The sequence below is a fragment of the Streptomyces sp. NBC_00829 genome, from assembly GCF_045161795.1.
Classification (GTDB): Bacteria; Actinomycetota; Actinomycetes; order Streptomycetales; family Streptomycetaceae; genus Streptomyces.
In genome coordinates, this window is sequence record NZ_CP108867.1 from 827,770 (window position 1) to 846,753 (window position 18,984).

Genomic DNA, 18,984 nt, shown 5'->3' on the forward strand with positions numbered 1-18,984 from the left:
CGGTGCTGGGTGTGGTGATCAACGGAGGGGACACGGCAGAACCGGGAACGGCGCTGCTCATCGCGGCCGCCCCGGTGGGCAAGGGGCGTCTGATGGACGCCAGCTCCGCACTGCCCGCGCTGGCCGCCGTACCGCCGAGCGCGCTCACCGGCACCCCCGCCGCGACAGTGATCGAGCTCGCCGATCCGCTCGATCCACAGACCGTGCTCACCCGGATCCGGGCAGCCGCAGCCGCCGAGGGACCGCTGTCCGTCTACATCGCCGGCCAGCTCCAACTGGACCGCAAGCAGCGGCTGCTGCACCTGGCCCTCGCCCGGACCACGCCCACGACGATGCGCTATACGGCGCTGCCCTGGCACTGGCTCGCCTCCGAGACCGCGATCCGGCGTCCCGGCACCACCACCGTCGTCGTCGACCTGGTCGCCGACGCCGACGCCTGGCAGCACCTGACCGCGGCGGGCCTGACCCTCGGTCACGGCATCCGGCTCTTCGGCCGGATCATGCCCGCTCCCGCGCGCCGCGTCGCGGCGAGTCCGGACTACCTCAAGGCATGCGCCGCGATCTGGCGGAGCGGAGCGCGGCCGGACCTGGCCACGCTCCACGAGCAGGCAGCGGTCAGGGCGGGGGGCGAGACAGCACTGCTGCTGACGGACGGCGCTCCCTCACGGGCCGGTGCCCCCGAGGCGGCACAGGCGCCATCCCATCCGCTCGCGTCCGCCGCCGAGGATCCGCACCCGGCGATCCTCGCCGCCGCACAGGCCGGGCGCCACGGGGAGGCCGCGTCGGCCGCCGCGGTCTGGGAGCAGAAGGAGGTGCGCACGCACGGTCCGGGGTCGGTGCAGGCGATCCACTGGCTGGAGGTCCGGGCCGACCTCGCCCGGCTCGCCCAGGACCCGGGGCTCAGCTGCGAGTTGTGGATGGCCGCCGCCGAGGCGCGCCTGACGCGGCAGCAGGCCGCCGACGACGCCGATGTGGAAGCCGCGGTCGACCGGGCCCACCACCAGTGGGAGCAGATCCGGGACCTGCCCCGGGCGCGGTCGCTCGCACCGGCGCTCGTCACCCTGCGCCGCAGCGTGCCGGGCCGTCAGCGCGGTGCTCTGCAGGTGCTGCAACGCCGTCTGGAGAGCCTGCACGCCGGACCGGTGGCCTGACCCCGACGCGACGCCTGCCGGCGTACCGCGGAGAGGCCCCGCGCCGGGCCTCCGGACGCCGCGTGAGCCGGGCACGTACCGGCGGTCGGGCAAGGCTCTCGGCCGGACGGTGACCTGTCGGGCCGGGCGGTGACTCTCGGGCCTGGTGCGGTCAGTTCTCGGCAGGGTAGGTCTTGAGCACCGCGCCGTTGAAGTCCGCGGCCAGGTATCCCGACGAGCTGTAGGCGTCCGACAGGTAGATGTTCACCGTCGGCACCGCCTCGAAGACCGGGCCTCGGACGATGACGTAGCGCATGGTCGGCTTCGCGATGCCCAGGTCCTTGTCGGCCTTCTTCATCAGTGCGGGGAGGATGTCCCACTTGACCTTGCTGACGTCGACCGGACCTCCGTCGGTGCCGATGACGGTACCGCCCGGGCCCTCCTTCGCGGCGTAGCCGTTCCTGTAGACCCAGCGGTCGTACTTCTTCCGGCTGCCCTGGACCGGGACTTCGGCGATGGCGTACTCCTCGTACACCGTGAACTCGAAGAACTTCGTCGTCTTCGTCTTGTCCTCGAAGGCCTTGACCGCGGCCCGCACGCTGTCCGGTGTGAGGAGGTTCTTGGTCTCCTTGGAGGGTGGGAGGGTGGCCGTGTCCGCCTGCGCCGCGCCGTCCTGTCCTGCCCCTCCCGTCGCCCGGCCGTTGCCCGCGTCCGTGTCACCGCTGCTGGAGGACGGCGTGTTCGACTTCCCGTTGTCCGTATCGCCTCCGCCCGGCAGGCCGTTGACCGCGAGGACCACCACCGCGGTGAGCGCGGCGGCGGCGCTGACCACGATGGCCGTCGTCCTCCACTGCTTGCGCCGCGGCGGGGGAACCACCGTGGGATATCCGGGAGGCCGGAGGCCGATCACGGGGCCGAAGGGCGCCGGAGGGCCATAGCCGGTCGGCGGTGTGTCGGATACGGGCATGCCGTACGGGCCGGGCTGCGCGGGGTGGCCGGCCGGAGGGGTCGGGTTCTGCGCGGCGTACGGGTTCGAGACAGCCGGCGGAGTCGCGGACGACGCGGCGTACGGGTTCGAGGCGGCCGGCGGAGTCGCGGACGGCGTCACACCCAAGGGTGGGGACGGCGCCCCGACCGCGGACGTGGGCGTCCAGCGCTGAGCGTCGCCCTCGGCTTCGGTGAACATCCGCTCCAGCCGAGCCGCGTCAGGACGCGCCGTGGTGTCCCGCACGAGCAGGGCGTTCAGCACGGGCGTGAGCGCTCCGGAACGCACCGGCGCGGGGATCGGCTCGTCGAGGACCGCGACCAGCGTCGACAGGCTGGTGTCGCGTCTCAGCGGGTGCACCCCCTCCAGAGCCACGTAGAGCAGCATTCCGAGCGACCAGAGATCCGAGGCAGGGTTGCCTTCCTCACCGCGGATGCGTTCCGGGGCGATGTACTCCGGCGAGCCGATGAGATCGCCCGTGGCGGTGAGGCTGCTCGACTCGCGCAGTACGGCGATGCCGAAGTCCGTCAGGACGGGGCTGCCGTCCGTCCGGAGAAGAACGTTGGCCGGCTTCACATCGCGGTGATGGATGCCCGCGTCGTGGGCGGCGCGGAGTGCCGACAGGACGCCGCGGCCGACGCGCAGCGCCTCGAGGACGGGCAACGGGCCCTGGTCGAGTCTGTCGTGCAGGGACTGTCCGCGCACCAGCTCCATGACGATCCACGGATGGGGTTCGTGGGGGCTCTCGACGATGTGGTGGATGGTGACCACCTGCGGATGGGCCAGCCGGGCGAGCGCCCGCGCCTCGCGCAGCACGCGCTCACGCAGCATGCGGACGCGGGCCGGGTCGGTCTCCTGCGCGGAGGGATCCGGCGGGCGTACCTCCTTCAGTGCCACTTCGCGCTGCAGCATGATGTCGCGAGCCCGCCACACGGTGCCCATCCCGCCGCTGCCGAGCCTGTCGAGCAGCTCGAAACGGCCGTCGATGAGCCGTCTGTCAGGCCCCCTGGTGTCCATGGCGGGTCAGCATACGAGGGCCGGGGGCGGCGGCGTGCACCGGACGGCCCTCGCTGCGCCCGAGGGCGTCCCCGGTCGGCGCCCCCGGGACCGCCCTCGTGTTCCGGCGCGCCGGAGCGCGGAGCAGCTCGGCCGGCTGCTCCGCGCCCTCGCCCACCGCGGGCCCCGTGGCCGGAGGTGAACCGGAGTGCCTCGGGCCCCGGTCGTGCGTGTGGAACCCGCGGCCGCTCCTGGCACGTGGTCCGCGGGCCCGGTGGACAGGGCAGCGCGGTCCCGCCCGGACACGTGTGCGTCGCGGGACGGCGACCGAGGCAGCCCCGGTCCACCCGGCAAGACCATCGGCGGGCCTCCCGGACGGGACCACGGGACGGGACGCGGCTGCCCGTCCCGGGTGGCCGAATCCCTTTCGTCCAGGACGTTTTGGCGCATCTTGGTTGTTTGGCGTACGCCTAGTCGAGTAGGTGCTCATGTGTGCGCGCATCACGTTCTGTCGTGTTTCGGTTGCTGATGGGTCCATACGTGGCGTCGCCATGCCGGACCGCCGACCGGATAATCCGCGGTGGCGCCCAGCGCCCCGCCCGACACCAGGAGTGCCGTGAGCCCGATCCTGTTCGTCTACGCCAAGGGTGGCCCGCCGCTGGAGTACGCACTCCCGAGGATCGCGGTGCACGCCGATGTGCACGTACTGGCACTTGCTCCCCTGCCGCACACCACCGAGCCGGCATGGATGCCCTGGTGCGCCTCGGTCACCCAGGCGCAGCCGAGCGACGGCCGGGCACTGGTGGATCTGATCTGTACACACGCGGACCGCGTCGAGGCCGCCGCCGTGCTGACGCTCTCGGAGTACGCGGTGGTGGCGGTCGCCCATGCCTGCGTGCGGCTCGGCCTGGCCGGTGCCGGCGAGAACGTGGCGGCGGCCCGGGACAAGCGGCTGATGCGGCGGACCTGGCGCGACGCGGGGGTGCCTGTTCCGGGATTCGCCGAGGTCCGCTCGGCCGACGACATCGCCCTCGCTTTCGAGCGTCTGACGCCGCCGCTGCTCCTCAAGGCGGCGTGGAGCGCCGGTTCCACCGCGCACCTCACGGTCCGGAACGGGCCTGAGGCGTTACGTGCCTGGCAGATCGGACGCTCCGTCATGGAGGCCTCGTCCGCGCAGGGTTACGCGGAACTGCACTCCGCCGACGACGGCGTGAGCGACTTCCTGCTCGAAGAGATCGTCACCGGAGACACCGGCGCCTGGTTCGAGGGCCCCGGCTGGGGTGACTACGTCAGCGTGGAGGGAATCGTCACGGACGGCACCTACCACCCCCTGTGCATCACCGGGCGGATGCCGACCATCCCTCCCTTCACGGAACGTGCCAGCATCGCCCCGGCCGCGCTGCCGCAGGCACTGCAGCGCCGCATCGAGGAGGTGTCCCGTTCCGCGGTCGACGCGCTTGGGCTCGACACCTGCGCCACCCACACCGAGATCAAGCTCGGCGCGGACGGCGCGATGTGGCTGATCGAGACGGCGGCCCGCTTCGGCGGCGTGATGACCACCCGCCAGGTGGAGAACGTCTTCGGCCTGGACATGATCGGCATGCTGGTACGTCAGCTGCTCGGGGAGAGTGTCGAGTATCCGTCCCGGATGCTCACCGAGGGCTCGGGGGCCGCGGGCTCGCTGGTCGTCCTCGCCGCCGACGGCGCGGGTGAACCATGGCCGCACCTCCCACGCTGGGACTTCGACGCGGTCGACTGGCCCTCCCTGCTCGGTGACGGGTCCCGCATCGAGCTGGTACGCGAGCACAGCCTCGCACCCGGCACGGTCGTGCCCGCCTACGAGGAGGCCGGAGGAGCCAACTCCATGGCAGCCCTGTGCTTCGTCACCGCCGATTCCGGTCCCGCGCTGCTCGCCGACTGCGAGCGCATCGTCGAGGCCCTCCCGCACGCACTCGCCGCCCGTAGGACCTCGCGGAGCGCCTCATGAAGAACACCGGCACACCCCTCCCCCGGACCGGCGCACCGACGACGGCTCCCCAGGGGGCAGTGGTGGGCAGCGTGCTCACCCTTCCCCTGTTCGAGCAGTTGTGCGGCGTCCTCGGCGGCCACCCGTACGTGAAGGTCGTCGTGGACCGGCAGCAGGGTGTCTGGCACATCCTCGACAGCGCCGTGCACTCCTTCCATGTCAACTACATCGCCACCGAGGTCCAGGGACTGACCCTGGAGGAGCTCGACGCCGAGCTCGACCGTTTCAACCACAGCGTCTACCAGGACCCGGAGCGCCGGTTCCTTCTCGGCGTCCTGTCCCTGCACTCCGGCGGCGGGCCGCAGGAGCAGCCGCAGCCGTTCCTGGTGCTGGAGACGACCGAGGCCGACACGATGGGCGCGGAGCTGCTGACCGAGTTCTACCGCTTCGTACGCGAGCAGCTCGACAGCGCGCTGGCTCTGCTGGTCAAACCGGCCAACCACGGCCAGGAGAACGCCCTCACCAGCGTGCCCGAGACCGTGCTGCCCCGCACCCAGGGCCATGAACTCTTCGCGGCGGCCCCCTTCGTACCGCTCACTCTCGGCTCGGCCGTCGGCCGACTCCGTGCCTTCGCCTCCGCCGAGGAGTATCGCGCCGCCCGGCCGCACCTCACGTGGTACGACATCGTTGCCATGCCGGTCGTGCCGGACGACATACCCCGGCTCGCCGGTCTGCTCAACGGCCTGCCCACCACCCCTCTCTCGCACACCAACATGCTGGCGGCCGGCTGGGGCATCCCCAACGCCATCGTGCGGGGCATCCTCGACCGGATCGCCGCCGAGGACCTCGACGGCGCCTGGATCCGCTACGACGTGACGGCGGACAACGCCGTCGTCGAACGCGCTGAACAGCCCTTGGACCTCAGCGAACCGGCCTGGCACACCCAACGCATCAGGCTCGACGCCCCACAGGTGGCGGACGACCCTATCCTGCCGCTGAGCGAACTGCGCTCCCAGGACCGGCGCGGCTACGGCACCAAGGCGGCCAACCTGGGCGAGCTCCACCATGTGCTGCGCCACGGCTCCGCCCGGCTGACCGGTTACTACTCCGTGCCCCGCCCGCCCAGGCCCGACCTCCTGGGCCACCTGGCGGGCCGTCTGCAGGCGCCCGAGCACGTCGATCTGGCCGAGGCCGCGGGCGAGTTCCTGGCCCGGCATGTCAGCGCACCGGAGGGCATCGCCGTTCCCTTCGCGGTCCAGCAGCGTTTCCTCGATTCCTCACCCGCGGTGCAGCAGAGCATCGGCAAGCTGAAAATGGCCCTGGAGCTGGACGCCATGGACGCCGTGGACACTGTCTGCGTCCAGTTGCAGCATCTGGTGCGCACCGTGCCGGTGCCCGACGACCTGGTCCGGGCCCTGGACACGCACCTGGTCAAGCATCTGGCAGGAACGAGCCGCTTCGCCGTGCGCTCCTCCTCCAACGCCGAGGATCTGCCCGGCTTCTCCGCCGCCGGCATCTACGAGTCCCACACCAAGGTCACCGATCTGCCCGGGCTCCTGGACGCCGTACGTCAGGTGTGGGCGTCGCTGCTGTCCCCGCGCAGCGTGCGGTTGCGCCACCAGGCAGGCATCTCGCTCGACGACACCTATATGGGCGTGATCGTCCAGCGCTACGAACCCTCTCCGCTCGGGGGCGTGATGGTCACCTGCAATCCGATCAACAGGGCCGACTTCCGGAACGTGTACCTCAACTGCGCGCACGGTTCCACCGCGGACGTCGTCGACGGCACGACGCTGCCCCTGCAGTACCTCTACAACACCGTGGAGGGCGGCGGCCGTACCATCTCGCTCGGTGCAGCCGCCGAGGATCTGGACCCGGAGACACAGGCCCGCCTCGGCCGGCTCGCGCTCGCCGGACGGCTGCTTCAGTCCCACTTCGCGACCGACTACACCTTCGCGGTACCGCTCGACGTGGAATGGCTGCTCGCGCCCGGCGGCCGGCTGCACATCCTCCAGTTGAGGCCCTACAGCGCCTGAGCCCGGCGGGCGGACCCACCACGACAGGACTCGGTCGGGGTGGCTCCGCCCCGGCGCTCGCCCGCCGCCGGCGCGGAGGCCGGCCACGCTCCCCTCCCGTACACCCACGAAGGTCACCCATGCCCCTTGTCCTGCTCCCGCGCGCGAAACGCCGTACCCGCGTACCCGATGCCGTCGTGCGCGTGGTCCGCCTGAACAACGGCTTCCAGCTCCTGTTCAACCTCCTGTGGTGGATGCCGGTCTTCTACGAGTACCAGAAGCAGGCAGGGCTGTCGGACAGTGAGATCTTCGGTGTCCAGAGCATCTACTACGTGGCGTTCTGCCTGCTGGAGATACCCACCGGTCTCATCGCGGACCGCATCGGGCAGCGCCGTTGCCTGCAACTGGGAGCGGCGGTGATGACCGCCGCCAACCTGGTCCCGGTGGCCTGGCCCTCCTTCACGGGCTTCCTGTTGCACTTCCTGGCCATCGCCGCGGCCCGGTCCCTGGTGTCCGGCGCCTCCAGTGCCTACCTGTACGAGTACCTTCACGCCAACGGCGCGGGCGAGCACTACGTCCAGGCGGAGGGCACCGCCAGAGCCCTCGGACTGTGGGCAAAGATCGCCTGCTGGCCGTTGGTCGGCGTCCTGATGCACGTACAGCACCAGGCACCCTACGTACTGACGGCCCTGTGCACCCTCGGGTCACTGGTCTGTGCCGGAGCGCTCCCCGCCCTCGCCGCCGGGCATGACGGGAAGCGCCCGCCCGGGGGGCGCGCCGGTCTCCTCGGCTCCGCCCGTCAGGCGCTGACAGTGCTCAGGAGCTCAAGGGCTCTTGGGCCTTTGATGGTGCAGGGCGTGGCGATCTTCACCCTGGCACGCATCTGCCAGGTCAACCTCTTCCAGCCGCTGCTCCTCGACAAGGATGTCCCTCTCGCCGACCACGGAGCCGTGCTGTCGGCCATGACGGTGGCGGAAGCCGTCGGTTCGGCGAGGCCGGGCTGGGTCCGCGGCAAGCTGTCCGACACGGCCCTCGTCACCGTCCTGAGTGTGGTGATGGCCCTCTCTCTGGCTGCCACGACGACGTCCGGGGCCATGGCCACGATCGGATGGCTGTGTGTCTTCGCGACGGCGACCGGTCTCGCCTACCCGGTGCAGCGGAACCTGATCAACGCGGCCATCCCGCAGACCCCCTACCGCGCGACGCTCCTGTCGCTGGAATCCATCATCGACCGCGGGGTGTGCGCCCTGGTGGCGCTCGCCGTCGGCGCCTACCTCGCGGCCGGCCGCCTCGACGCCCTTCTGGTCCATGCGGCCGTGGGCACGTGCCTGCTGCTTCTTGCCGTCGGCGTCGTCCTGTGGCTGATCCGTCGCGACCGGGCCCGTACGGCTCCCGATGAATCGTGATCCCCGCTCAACCACCCGAGAGCTCACCCGTCGCCCGCGGCGGCCAGGCAGTGGCGTCAAGGATGCCCAGAGCATAGGCGCGCGCCACCATCGCCGGACGTGATGCCGCGTTCAGCACACCGCGAAGCCGTCGCAGATGATAGTCCAGCGCCTGCCGCGACAGTCCCAGGCAGGAGGCTATGACGCTGTTCGGCTGGCCTCCCGCCATCAAGGTGAGCACCCTGAGCTGCACCGGGCTCACGCACGGGCTGCCGGTGAACTCGGCGCTCAGCGGGGTCAGTACGGCGGTTATACGGTCGGGGGCTCCTTGCCGTCTGACCACCGCCAGGTCCGTACGCAGCACCCTGCTGTCGCCGGAGGCCGTACGGCAGACCACCGACCCGCTGTACCGGGAGGCCTTTCCCGCAACGAGGTCCGCCCACGATCGCCGCACCGCGCCGATGTCGAAGCCGCCGTCCAGATGCTCGGCGGCCCGGCTTCCCTCCAACGTGGTCCGGCCGCTGCCCAGCAATTGGGCGGCGCCACAGCTGACCCGCTGGACCCGGCCCTTCAGGTCCAGCGTCACGACCGCCAGCCCCGAGCGTTCCCGCAGAGCGTGCAGTTCCTCGTCGGCGGCGGCCTTCTCCTCCAGGGCGCGGGCATGGTCGGTGACGTCCACATAGATACCGCCCACGCGCGGTCCGTGGCCGACGTCCAGGACGAAGCGGTGCCCGGTCACCTGGCGGAGCATCCCGTCGGGGTCTCTGAAGGAAAGGGTGTGACGGACGGGTCGGCCGGACAGGAGCACTGCGCGGTCCAGCGCGCTGAACACAGCCGCGTCGGCGGGTGTGTCGACCTCCTCCACGGTCCGGCCCACAACGGCGTCCGGCTCCATGCGGTAGAGGTGCGCATAGGCGGCGTTCACCCAGAGGTACCTGCCCTGCCCGTCCCGTATGAACGCCGGTGCCGGCGCGTACACGGCAAGCGCCTCGAACCACCGAGCGGCTTCGGAACCGTCGTGATCCACCGGCGGCCTCCACCACGGCTCCTCCCACCTGCCGAGCTCCCGCCCGCCCCGCCCGTGATCGGATTCCCCAACCATCCTTGCTCTCCAACTCGCCATCGGAGCCCCCCTTTTCGCGGCCCCGTCCTGACCCGCCGAGATGTGCCCGGCCACACCCGGAACAGGCACCGCACAGCGCGACACCGGTGAGGTTCCGGCCACGGCCTGCGCGCCGCTCCGAAAAGCGTGAACGGTTCATCCACCCGGCTCCCCCCGAGTGTTCACGCAGCTCAACCTAGGGCCTCTCGTTTGGATCTTGCCGGGCTCGCATGCCCGGGCATCGCACCGGGGGTGGGGCCAGTTGCGTTACTCGCCGCGGCGTGCGGCAGGATGACCGGGTCGCGCCGCGTCGAGTTCGTAGCTCCCGCCGCGGGCGCACAACCGCACTCCCAGAATGCACAGGTGGCAAGGTGACGGAACATCACATCCGGCTCACGGCGGCAGGCGCCGCCCGAACGCTTCCCCGTTCGACGGGAGGAGCGCGGTGAACCGGGATCTCACACTGCACGACCTGGTCGTCGCGGGAATCGCGTGCGCGGCCGGCATCGCGGCCGCACTGCTGCTGCGCGTGCTCCTGAAGTGGCTCGGCGTACGGGCCGGCAGAACCCGCTGGAGCGGCGACGACATCATGGTCGACGCGCTGCGGGCCCTGGTCCCCTGGGCCGCGATCACCGGAGGCGCGGCGGTCGCGGCGTCCGTGCTGCCGCTCAACGCCACGGTCGGGCACAACGTCTCGATGACGCTCACCGCTGTGCTCATCATGGCCGCGACCCTCACGGCCACGAGGATCGTGGCCGGGCTGGTGCAGGCCCTGGCACAGTCCAGGTCCGGGGTCGCCGGGTCGGCCACCATATTCGTGAACATCACGCGCGTCGTGGTCCTGGCCATGGGTTTCCTTGTCGTGCTGGAGACCCTGGGCGTTTCCATCGCCCCGCTGCTCACCGCACTCGGCGTGGGAGGTCTGGCGGTCGCCCTTGCCCTGCAGGACACGCTGGCCAACCTCTTCGCGGGTGTGCACATCCTCGCCTCCAGAACCGTGCAGCCCGGTGACTACATCCGGCTCAGCAGCGGCGAGGAGGGCTATGTCGTCGACATCAACTGGCGCAACACCGTGGTGCGCCAGCTCTCCAGCAACCTGGTGATCATCCCGAACACCAAGCTGTCGGGCACCAACATGACCAACTTCCACCGGCCGGACCAGCAGATGACGCTCAACGTCCAGGTGGGAGTCGGCTATGACAGCGACCTGGACCACGTGGAGCAGGTCACCACCGAGATCGTCGAAAGCGTGATGGCGGACATCACCGGCGCCCTCCCCGATCATGAACCGGCCGTCCGTTTCCACACGTTCGGCGACTCCAGGATCGGCTTCACGGTGATCCTGGGGGTCGGCGAATTCAGCGACCAGTACCGGATCAAGCACGAGTTCATCAAGCGTCTGCACCGCCGCTACCGCGACGAGGGCATCAGCATTCCCGCTCCGGCACGGGCGGTTACCGTGCAGCGGGGTGAGCTGCCGATTCCGCACCAGCGCTCCGCCACGGAGCCGGTGCCGACCGACACGCACTGGGACACGACGGCCTGACACCACCACGACACGACCGCGTGGCCGCGTGGCCCGCATGACCGCAGATCAGCGCACTCGCCCGGGCGCGCTGGCCGCTTTCCCGCAGCCGTTGCGGTCGCCCCCGCCCGGCCCTGACTTGGCGACGCCGACTCATTGTGCGATATCCTTACCAAGGAATCTCTGTGCCCGCCGGTCGCTCCTCGAGCAGCTCGACCGCAGCATCCGACCTTCGATTCTGTTGCTTGAGGTTGCACCGGTCCCCGCGCGCGATCGTGACCCCGCCTCGACATTCGCCGAGTGCACCGAGCCGAATGTCCGTAATCGAGAAAGTGTAGTTGGCAGCCCTCCGCGATGTGTCGAACACGGGCGCCTACGGCAACCACGGTGGCGAAACGCTGTACGCGGGCAGCGCTGCCGTCATGATCTACCGCTGCCCCAACAAGAAGTACGACGCGTTCTCCGTCTACACGAACACCGTTCCCAGCGGGGCGCTGCGCGGTTACGGGATGACGCAACCGGCGTTCGCCGTGGAATCGGCGATGCACGAGCTGTCACTCGCCTTGCACATCGATCCACTCGAACTGCGACGACGCAACATCGTGCGACCAGGTGATCCACTCGTCGCCATGCACGACGGCCCCGACGACGTGCTGTTCACCGAGGACGGACTCGCGAAGTGCATCGATCTGGTGGATGACGCCATGGCCCGTACGGCCGATGCGCCACCCCCCGGCCCCGGGTGGCTCGTCGGAGCCGGCGTCGCGAGTTCATTGCACGAGACCGCGCCCCCGACAGAACACATCTCAGAGGCCTGGGTCACCCTCGGCGACGACCTCATCTACGAGCTGGCCGTCGGGACAGTCGAATTCGGCGAGGGCACCTCGACCGCCCATGTCCAGATCGCGGCCAACCAGTTGGGCACGACGCCGTCGCGGATTCGCCTGGTGCAGTCCGACACCGACCGCACAGGATTCGACACCGGCGCCTTTGCGAGTGCGGGTCTTTTCGTGTCGGGCAACGCTGTACTGCGAGCGGTCAACGCCGTGCGCGACCGCATCCTGGAGTTCGCCGCCGCTCACACAGGAGTCCATCTTGTGATGTGCTCGATGGACGACGAGGGTGTCGTCTGCGGCGACCGGCGCGTGTCGTTGGCCGAGCTCGTCGCATCGGCCCGGGCACGGGGCATTCGATTCACCGCCGCCCGCAAAGGCTACGGCTCGCCCCGAAGCGTCGTCTCCAATACGCAAGGGTTCCGAATCGCCGTACATCGGGTGACGGGTGAGATCCGTATCCTCTACAGCGTTCAGGCGACCGACGCTGCGGTAGTCATCAACCCCGCGCAGGTCCGGGGCCAGGTTGAAGGCGGCGTCGCCCAGGGAATCGGCTTCACCCTGACCGAGAATTACCACGTCGACGCGAACGGCGTCATGGTCAACCCGAACTTCCGCAACTATCGCATCCCCGCCTACGCCGATGTCCCCCGCACCGAGTTGCTCCTGGTGGACTCGACGGATTCCGTTGGACCCATGCGGTCGAAGGGAATGGCGGAGTGCTGTATCAACCCGGTGGCCCCCGCGTTGGCGAACGCGCTTCAGGACGCCACGGGCGTTCGCTATCGCGCGCTTCCCCTGACCCCGGAACGCATTTACCGCCGACTCAACGAAAGGCCGGTCGGCGCCGAGGGCCTGAGAAGATGAACACCGAAGCGCACGAGGACGGCGTGGCGACGGCAATCATCGGCCAGAAGGTTCTGCCGGGACTGGAGCGTGAGTACGCAACGTGGCAGGAGGACGTGAACTCGGCTGCCTCCGACTACGCCGGGTACCTCGGCGCCGAGATATCACCGCCGACATCCCTGCAACCCGACTGGGTCGTCGTATACCGGTTCGACTCGATAGCCCATCTCCAATCGTGGATCAACAGCACAACCCGGCAGGCGCTTCTCGATGCCGGCAGCAGGTATTTCGACGGTCCCGCAACCCAGCAGGTTGTCAGCGGCGGCACGCAATCAGCGGATCCGCTTGTGACCGTTGTGATCACCCACCGCGTCCACCCGAGCCACGTCGACGACTTCCTCGACTGGCAACGCCGCATGAGTGAGGAGGAGAGCAGGTTCGAAGGCTTTCGCGGTACCGAGATCTTCCGCCCGGTCGAGGGGCTTCAGGACGAATGGACCACGCTGTACCGATTCGACAACGCCGAGCACCTCGATGCCTGGCTGACATCGGCCAAGCGACAGGAAGTTCTCGCTGAAGGCGAGAAGTTCAACGACTTCAAGCTGCGTACGATCGACAACTCTTTCGGCAGCTGGTTCGCCTTCGAAGAGAACGGCAGGGAAGCGCCGCCGCCCTCGGAAACCAAAACCGCCATCGCGGTCTGGGTCGGCTTGTACCCGACCGTTGTGCTGCTGACGCTCGCCCTGTCGCCGCTGGAGATGCCGCTCTGGCTCGGGCTGCTTGTGGGCAACCTGCTGTCGAGTTTCATCATGAGCTTCTTCACGATGCCCTACTATGTGAACCGACTGCTCAAGCGATGGCTGCGGCCGTCGCCGGACGAACCGGCGGCGAAGAGCAATCTCGTCGGCCTCGGCATCGTCGCCGCGGTGACCATGTTCTGGGGCGTTGTCTTCTACCTCGTGACGACCCAGATCTGGACGCTGCCATGACCTGGGCCGTCGTGCCGCCCCTCACTACGCTGGCCCCGCTCACTGGGCTCCGTTACATACGATCCTGCCCCAGACCCATGTCGTCGGGACTCACGATGGTCTGCTCGGTCCAGAGGACCTTGCCGTCGGCGGTGTACCGGGTGCCCCACCGCTCAGCGAACTGCGCCACCAGGAACAGGCCCCGGCCACCCTCGTCGGTTGCGGCGGCTCGGCGCAGGTGAGGCGAGACACTGCTGCCGTCGGACACCTCGCAGATCAGTGCCCGATCACGGATCAGGCGTACCCGGATGGGGCCGGTGCCGTATCGGATCGCGTTGGTGACCAGTTCGCTGAGGATCAGTTCCGTGGTGAACGCCTCCTCCGCCAGACCCCATTCCACCAGCATTCGGACTGCCTCTCTACGCACATGGCCGACGGCCGAGGGGTCCGAGGGCACATCCCAGGCGGCGGTTCGGTCACCGGCGAGAACCCGGGTCCGGGCGACGACCAGTGCTATGTCATCGCGTGGCCGTTCGGGCAGCAGTGCTCCGAGCACCGCACGACAGGTCTCTTCCGGGTGGCGGCCTCCGTGGGCGAGTGCTTGCCCCAGCAACGTCATGCCCGTGTCGATGTCACGGTCGCGGTCCTCGACGAGGCCGTCGGTGAAGAGCACCAGGCTGCTGCCCTCGGCCAGAGGCAGTTCGGTGGTCTCGAAGGGGAGGTCGGCAAGCCCCAGCGGGAGTCCTCCGGGTATGGCGGGGAAGTGGACGCTGCCGTCGGGGCGCACGAGGGCGGGTTCGAGGTGTCCGGCGCGGGCCAGGGTGCAGATGCGGGTGACCGGGTCGTAGATCGCGTACAGGCAGGTGGCCCCGGTTACCGCCGAGTTTGTGGCGTCGCTGTCCTCGTCCTGGTCGATCCGCGACACAAGTTCGTCCAGGTGCCCCAGAAGCTCATCGGGCGGCAGGTCCAGCGCGGAGAAGTTGTGCACGGCCGTGCGCAGTCGCCCCATGGTGGCAGCGGCGTGAAGTCCATGACCGACGACGTCGCCCACAACGAGTGCCACTCGGGCCCCCGACAACGGGATGATGTCAAACCAGTCTCCGCCGACCCCGCCCAGGCCTGCCTGCGCGGGCAGATAGCGATGGGCGACGTCGAGGGCGTTCTGCTCAGGCAGGGCATGGGGCAGGAGACTGGTTTGAAGTGATACGGCTGTGGTGTGTTCGCGGGTGAAGCGGCGGGCATTGTCGATACTCACCGCTGCCCGCGCGACCAGTTCCTCCGCGAGCGAGAGGTCCTCCTCTGCGAACGGTTCGGGTTGCTCCGATCGCCAGAACGTCGCCACACCCAGAATGACGCCGCGGGCACGCAGCGGAGCCGCGATCATTGAATGGATTCCTGCATCGACAAGCTTTCGAGCTCGCTCCGGGTCCTGCTGCTGCCACCCGGCGAAGGCTGTCATGTCAGCCTCAAGGACAACATCTCCCGTGCCGAAACCGGAGGCCTGCGGCGAAGACGGAACGAACCGGATCAGCTTGCCGGGCGGATAGAAGGGGACTGCGTCACGGATGCCGCTGAACGCGACGCGCTGCATGTCGGGCGTGGTATCGGAGGGCTCCTCCCCGTATACCACCCGATCCGCAAGGTCGACCGTCACGAAGTCCGCGAACCGGGGGACGGCGAAGTCGGCCAGCTCTTGGCATGTCTGCTCCACATCGAGAGTGGTGCCGATCTTGATCCCGGCGTCGTACAGCAGCCCGAGGCGCTGCTGGGCTTCATCCGCCCGGCCGGTGACGGTCCGCAACTCGGTGGTGTCCCGGAACGTGGCGACGCTGCCAGGAGGCCCACCGCCCCGGTCCGTCGGCCGCTGGTTGACGGCCAGCAGCCTGTCTCCGACGGGATGGACCTCGTCCGTGGCCACGCGGCCCGAGACCAGCAGCCGCGCGGTGTCGACGGCGAGCCCGAGCTCGGATACGGAGCGCCCTTCCGCGTCCGGGGGCAGGCTCAGCAGCCGGTGCGCCTCGTCGTTGGCCAGCGCCAGCCGACCCTCTCCGTCGACGATGACCACGCCCTCCCGGACCGCATGCAACACTGCGTCGTGGTGCTCGTACATCCGCGTCATCTCAGCAGGTCCGAGGCCGCGCGTCTGACGGCGTAGCCGTCTGTTCACCAGGGCGGATCCAGCGGTGGCCAGCGCGAGCACACCTGCGGCGGTACCGAGGATCAGCGGGAGCTGGCGCTGGGCCGCGACACTCACCGCGCGGACCGTGATACCGGCCGAAACCAGGCCGATGACCTTGCCCGACTCGTCGGTGACAGGGACCACCGAGCGCACCGAGGGCCCTAGTGTTCCGGTGACGGTCTCCGTAACGATTCCGCCCGCGGCGGCAGGGGCGATCGTGCCGATGTAGTGCCGCCCGATCTGGGCGGGGTTGGGATGGCTGTAGCGGATTCCCTCCGTGGACATCACGACGATGAAGTCAACTCCGGCCGCCTTCCGCGCCGCCTCGGCCTGCGGCTGCAGCACAGCGGAAGGGTCCGGGCCATTCAAGGCCTGGATGACGGTCTGCGAATGTGCCACGGTCTGCGCCACGGCGAGCGACCGATTACGGGCTTCGCGAGTGCTGTCCGCTCGGGACTGCAGCATCAGGGCGGCCACCGCCGCCGCGACGAGCAACACCACGACCGCCACCTGCAGCACGAGCATCTGACCGGCGACGGTGCGTACCCCCGGCAGCGCCCGGCGCCGCCGGGCGGAATTGCCCATATGTTCATATAACACCGTCCCGCCCGCGTGCGCAGGCCGGTGGTGGCCCTGGTCAGACACAGGCAGAGAGGTCAGCGTCACTCATACCGGTGCGATCACGCCCTCGTAGCCGCCCCGCCCGAGCGCGTCCAGCACCTGGGCGTACCGCACCGCCGCGACCGGCATCTCGATGCCCCTCGGCTTCGCCCACGCCACGACTTCGTCGACCAGTGCATGCACGACATCGCTGCGTCCCCGGGCGGCGGCACTGAGCCCGCGGGGCGAGGACCAAGCCCGGCGGCTCAGCGCCGACGACGCCGGACGTGCGAACGACCGTCGTGCCGTGGGCGCGGGCGGTCCTGACAGCCGCGTCCAGCAGTGCGCTCTTGCCCGCACCCGGTTCTCCGTGCATCAACAGCGCCGGTCCTTCCGGTGCCCGCCCGGCCAGCACGTCGGATACGCGCACCAACAGATCCTCTCGACCCACCAGACGTCGACGGGCCGCTCGACGTCCGGCTGCCTCGCCACCGGGCCCCCTCCCGGTGACGGGCGGGTAATTCGCGGATCGGTCATGGTCCGTGCGACCTTCCCGTTGCGATGCGGGGCGGCTGCTATTCACCGTCGACTCGCCCGGTGTCCGGAACGGCGGCCCTCGCCGGTCATCCGTGCGCCGCGCGGGTGGGCACTGTCGGCGGGCGCGATGGTCAGGCTGAAGGACAGAGCAGGTCGAACACGGCTCGGATGCGGGGCGGTTGCTCCCGGCCCCGGAGGGCGGCGAGGTAGATCGAGTTGCCGACGGTCTCGGTGGGGGTGTGCAGCACCGTCAGTTTCCTGGCGTCGAGGGCCTCCTGGGCCAGGTACCGGGGGACGACGCTCAGCCCCGCACCGCCCACCACCGCGGACACCAGCAAGGTGCCCACAGCAGCGATGTCAGCAGTGAAGGATTCGTCACCCACCCCGAGATGCTGTCCGCGTTCGCGTGCTTCGCGGCCCGTTCGGCGCTGGGCAGACGTCCTCACCCGCAGCGAGATCCCAGGTCAGCGCACCCTTCCCCGGGGTTTGAGGGCCACCGGCGGCAGTTCGGGAGCAGGTAGCGGACCCCCGTCGTACCCGTGCACCTCGCCGAAGCGGGATCCCTCCGTCCAGTCTCTCCGGGCTGCCTCGATTTCCTCGTGGGAACGCCCGATGAAGTTCCACCACATGACGATCTCCTCCTCGAAGGGCTCACCTCCGAGGAGCATCAGGCCCGCGTCGGACTCGGCGCGCAGCGGTAGTTCGGTACGTCCGCAGCCGAGGTAGAGCATCGAACCGGGCAGCACGGGCACGCCGTCCACATGGGCCTCGCCCGACATCGCGAGCACGGCGTACTCGAAGTCGGGGTCGAGGGGCACGCGCGCCTCGGCGCCGTGTGCGAGCGCCAGGTCCGCGCCCACGAGAGGGGTGTACGTGGTGCCGGGTGAGGCCGCGCCGTCCAGGTCGCCGAGGATGACGGTGGCGGTCAGACCGGGCGCGGTGACGGTGGGCAGGTCGGTGTGGTGCTGGAAGTGCGGCTCCACATCGCGGTGCTCGTCGGGCAGCGCGACCCAGAGCTGGGCTCCATGGAGGAGACGCGCATGCGGCTTGGGGCTCTCCTCCGAGTGGCTGATCGCGCGGCCCGAAGTCATCAGTCCGAGTTCGCGCGGCAGGATGGTGGCGAGGCTGCCCGTGCTGTCGCGGTGCAGCACCTGGCCCTCGTGCAGCCAGCTGACGGTCTGGAGCCCCATGTGCGGGTGGGGCGGGACCTGCATGCCGGGCTCGTCGGCGATGTCGTCGGGCCCGTAGTGATCGACGAACGCCCAGGCGCCGACCATCCGGCGGCCGAGGTTGGGGAGAAGCCGGCGGACCTCGGTGGACTCGCCGAGCTGGACCCGGCGGGGGCTGAGGAGTTCACGGACGGGCTCGGCGACGACGAAGCCACGACCGCCGCAGACGGAGGGGGTGGCCTGACGATCGAGATTGCTCATGGCGCTCAACCTATTCCCGTACGGGCGGGAGCTGTCCATATCCACGCCCTGAGGAATGATCGAACAGTCAACCATCCTTCTCTGTTGACGAGCGCGCACGCAGCGGCCCGGGTTCCGAGGAGGAGTACACGTGAACGAGACCCGAGCAGCGGCCGGACTGCGATCTTGAGGGCGACCAGTAGCCGGCGCTCGGCGCGGCACACCGCGTCGGGGCGCTCTGTGCGTGCGTTCAGGGACATCCCGAGGGCGAACAGCGCGGCGGGCACGGCCGCGCCGCCGAGCATCTGGGCCGGAGCGGTCACTTCGACAGGCAGTCTCCAGCCCGTCGCGGCGACGCTCACTCCGGCGGCGGAGGCGGCGATGATGGGGTTGCGCAGGGGCAGCCGCAGGATCCGGCCCCACCGCTCGCGCGCGTCACGCCGTACATCGAGGAGGACGGTGACCCGGCCATCCTGCCGGACGACGATCACCGTTCGGCAGCCGCCCC

Annotated in this window: 14 protein-coding genes; 7 read left to right on the plus strand and 7 right to left on the minus strand. The window is 69.7% G+C overall.

Translation table 11 applies throughout. The features are described 5' to 3' along the window. The first annotated feature begins 11 nt into the window (after nucleotides 1–11). A complete protein-coding gene (locus tag OG293_RS03395) occupies nucleotides 12–1,151 on the plus strand; it encodes a hypothetical protein (protein WP_405997252.1) in 1,140 nt (379 codons plus the stop codon). Nucleotides 1,152–1,302: 151 nt separating this feature from the next. Here OG293_RS03395 and OG293_RS03400 read toward each other — a convergent pair whose 3' ends face one another. Beyond that, entirely contained in the window at nucleotides 1,303–3,132 is a 1,830-nt protein-coding gene (locus tag OG293_RS03400) for a protein kinase domain-containing protein (protein ID WP_405997253.1), read from the minus strand. A 595-nt stretch (nucleotides 3,133–3,727) separates the two neighbouring features. Between OG293_RS03400 and OG293_RS03405 the strand changes: the two genes are divergently transcribed. The 3 genes from OG293_RS03405 (at nucleotide 3,728) to OG293_RS03415 (ending at nucleotide 8,498) form a co-directional block, all read left to right on the plus strand. Further along, the gene (locus OG293_RS03405; protein ID WP_405997254.1) at nucleotides 3,728–5,098 is read left to right on the plus strand and encodes an acetyl-CoA carboxylase biotin carboxylase subunit family protein; all 1,371 of its coding nucleotides are present in this window, start codon (nucleotides 3,728–3,730) and stop codon (nucleotides 5,096–5,098) included. Next, on the plus strand, nucleotides 5,095–7,113 hold the full coding sequence (locus tag OG293_RS03410) for a PEP/pyruvate-binding domain-containing protein (RefSeq protein WP_405997255.1): 2,019 nt from the start codon (nucleotides 5,095–5,097) through the stop codon (nucleotides 7,111–7,113). Before OG293_RS03405 ends, OG293_RS03410 begins: the two co-directional genes overlap by 4 nt. 119 nt (nucleotides 7,114–7,232) lie before the next feature. After that, nucleotides 7,233–8,498: an MFS transporter gene (locus OG293_RS03415; protein WP_405997256.1), complete on the plus strand. Its 1,266-nt coding sequence runs from the start codon at nucleotides 7,233–7,235 to the stop codon at nucleotides 8,496–8,498. Between the two features lie 7 nt (nucleotides 8,499–8,505). On the opposite strand, the gene OG293_RS03420 is transcribed toward OG293_RS03415, so the two are convergent. Further along, entirely contained in the window at nucleotides 8,506–9,504 is a 999-nt protein-coding gene (locus tag OG293_RS03420; RefSeq protein ID WP_405997257.1) for a PAS domain-containing protein, read from the minus strand. 520 nt (nucleotides 9,505–10,024) lie between these two features. Here OG293_RS03420 and OG293_RS03425 point away from each other — a divergent pair. The 3 genes from OG293_RS03425 to OG293_RS03435 all read left to right on the plus strand — a co-directional run bounded on the left by OG293_RS03425 (nucleotide 10,025) and on the right by OG293_RS03435 (nucleotide 13,772). After that, nucleotides 10,025–11,125, plus strand: a complete 1,101-nt coding sequence (locus tag OG293_RS03425) for a mechanosensitive ion channel family protein (protein ID WP_405997258.1) — start codon at nucleotides 10,025–10,027, stop codon at nucleotides 11,123–11,125. Nucleotides 11,126–11,442: 317 nt separating this feature from the next. After that, nucleotides 11,443–12,804, plus strand: coding sequence for a xanthine dehydrogenase family protein molybdopterin-binding subunit (locus OG293_RS03430; protein ID WP_405997259.1), 1,362 nt, complete (start codon nucleotides 11,443–11,445; stop codon nucleotides 12,802–12,804). After that, on the plus strand, nucleotides 12,801–13,772 hold the full coding sequence (locus OG293_RS03435) for an antibiotic biosynthesis monooxygenase (RefSeq protein WP_405997260.1): 972 nt from the start codon (nucleotides 12,801–12,803) through the stop codon (nucleotides 13,770–13,772). Before OG293_RS03430 ends, OG293_RS03435 begins: the two co-directional genes overlap by 4 nt. A gap of 52 nt (nucleotides 13,773–13,824) precedes the next feature. On the opposite strand, the gene OG293_RS03440 is transcribed toward OG293_RS03435, so the two are convergent. The 5 genes from OG293_RS03440 to OG293_RS03460 form a co-directional block, all read right to left on the minus strand. Further along, a complete protein-coding gene (locus OG293_RS03440) occupies nucleotides 13,825–16,515 on the minus strand; it encodes a SpoIIE family protein phosphatase (protein ID WP_406003490.1) in 2,691 nt (896 codons plus the stop codon). An 81-nt stretch (nucleotides 16,516–16,596) separates the two neighbouring features. After that, the gene (locus OG293_RS03445; RefSeq protein WP_405997261.1) at nucleotides 16,597–16,734 is read right to left on the minus strand and encodes a hypothetical protein; all 138 of its coding nucleotides are present in this window, start codon (nucleotides 16,732–16,734) and stop codon (nucleotides 16,597–16,599) included. Nucleotides 16,735–17,198: 464 nt separating this feature from the next. Continuing rightward, on the minus strand, nucleotides 17,199–17,450 hold the full coding sequence (locus OG293_RS03450; protein ID WP_405997262.1) for a LysR substrate-binding domain-containing protein: 252 nt from the start codon (nucleotides 17,448–17,450) through the stop codon (nucleotides 17,199–17,201). A gap of 81 nt (nucleotides 17,451–17,531) precedes the next feature. Beyond that, a complete protein-coding gene (locus tag OG293_RS03455) occupies nucleotides 17,532–18,497 on the minus strand; it encodes a pirin family protein (RefSeq protein WP_405997263.1) in 966 nt (321 codons plus the stop codon). Nucleotides 18,498–18,502: 5 nt separating this feature from the next. Beyond that, nucleotides 18,503–18,967, minus strand: a complete 465-nt coding sequence (locus OG293_RS03460) for an AEC family transporter (protein ID WP_405997264.1) — start codon at nucleotides 18,965–18,967, stop codon at nucleotides 18,503–18,505. Nucleotides 18,968–18,984 lie beyond the last annotated feature (17 nt).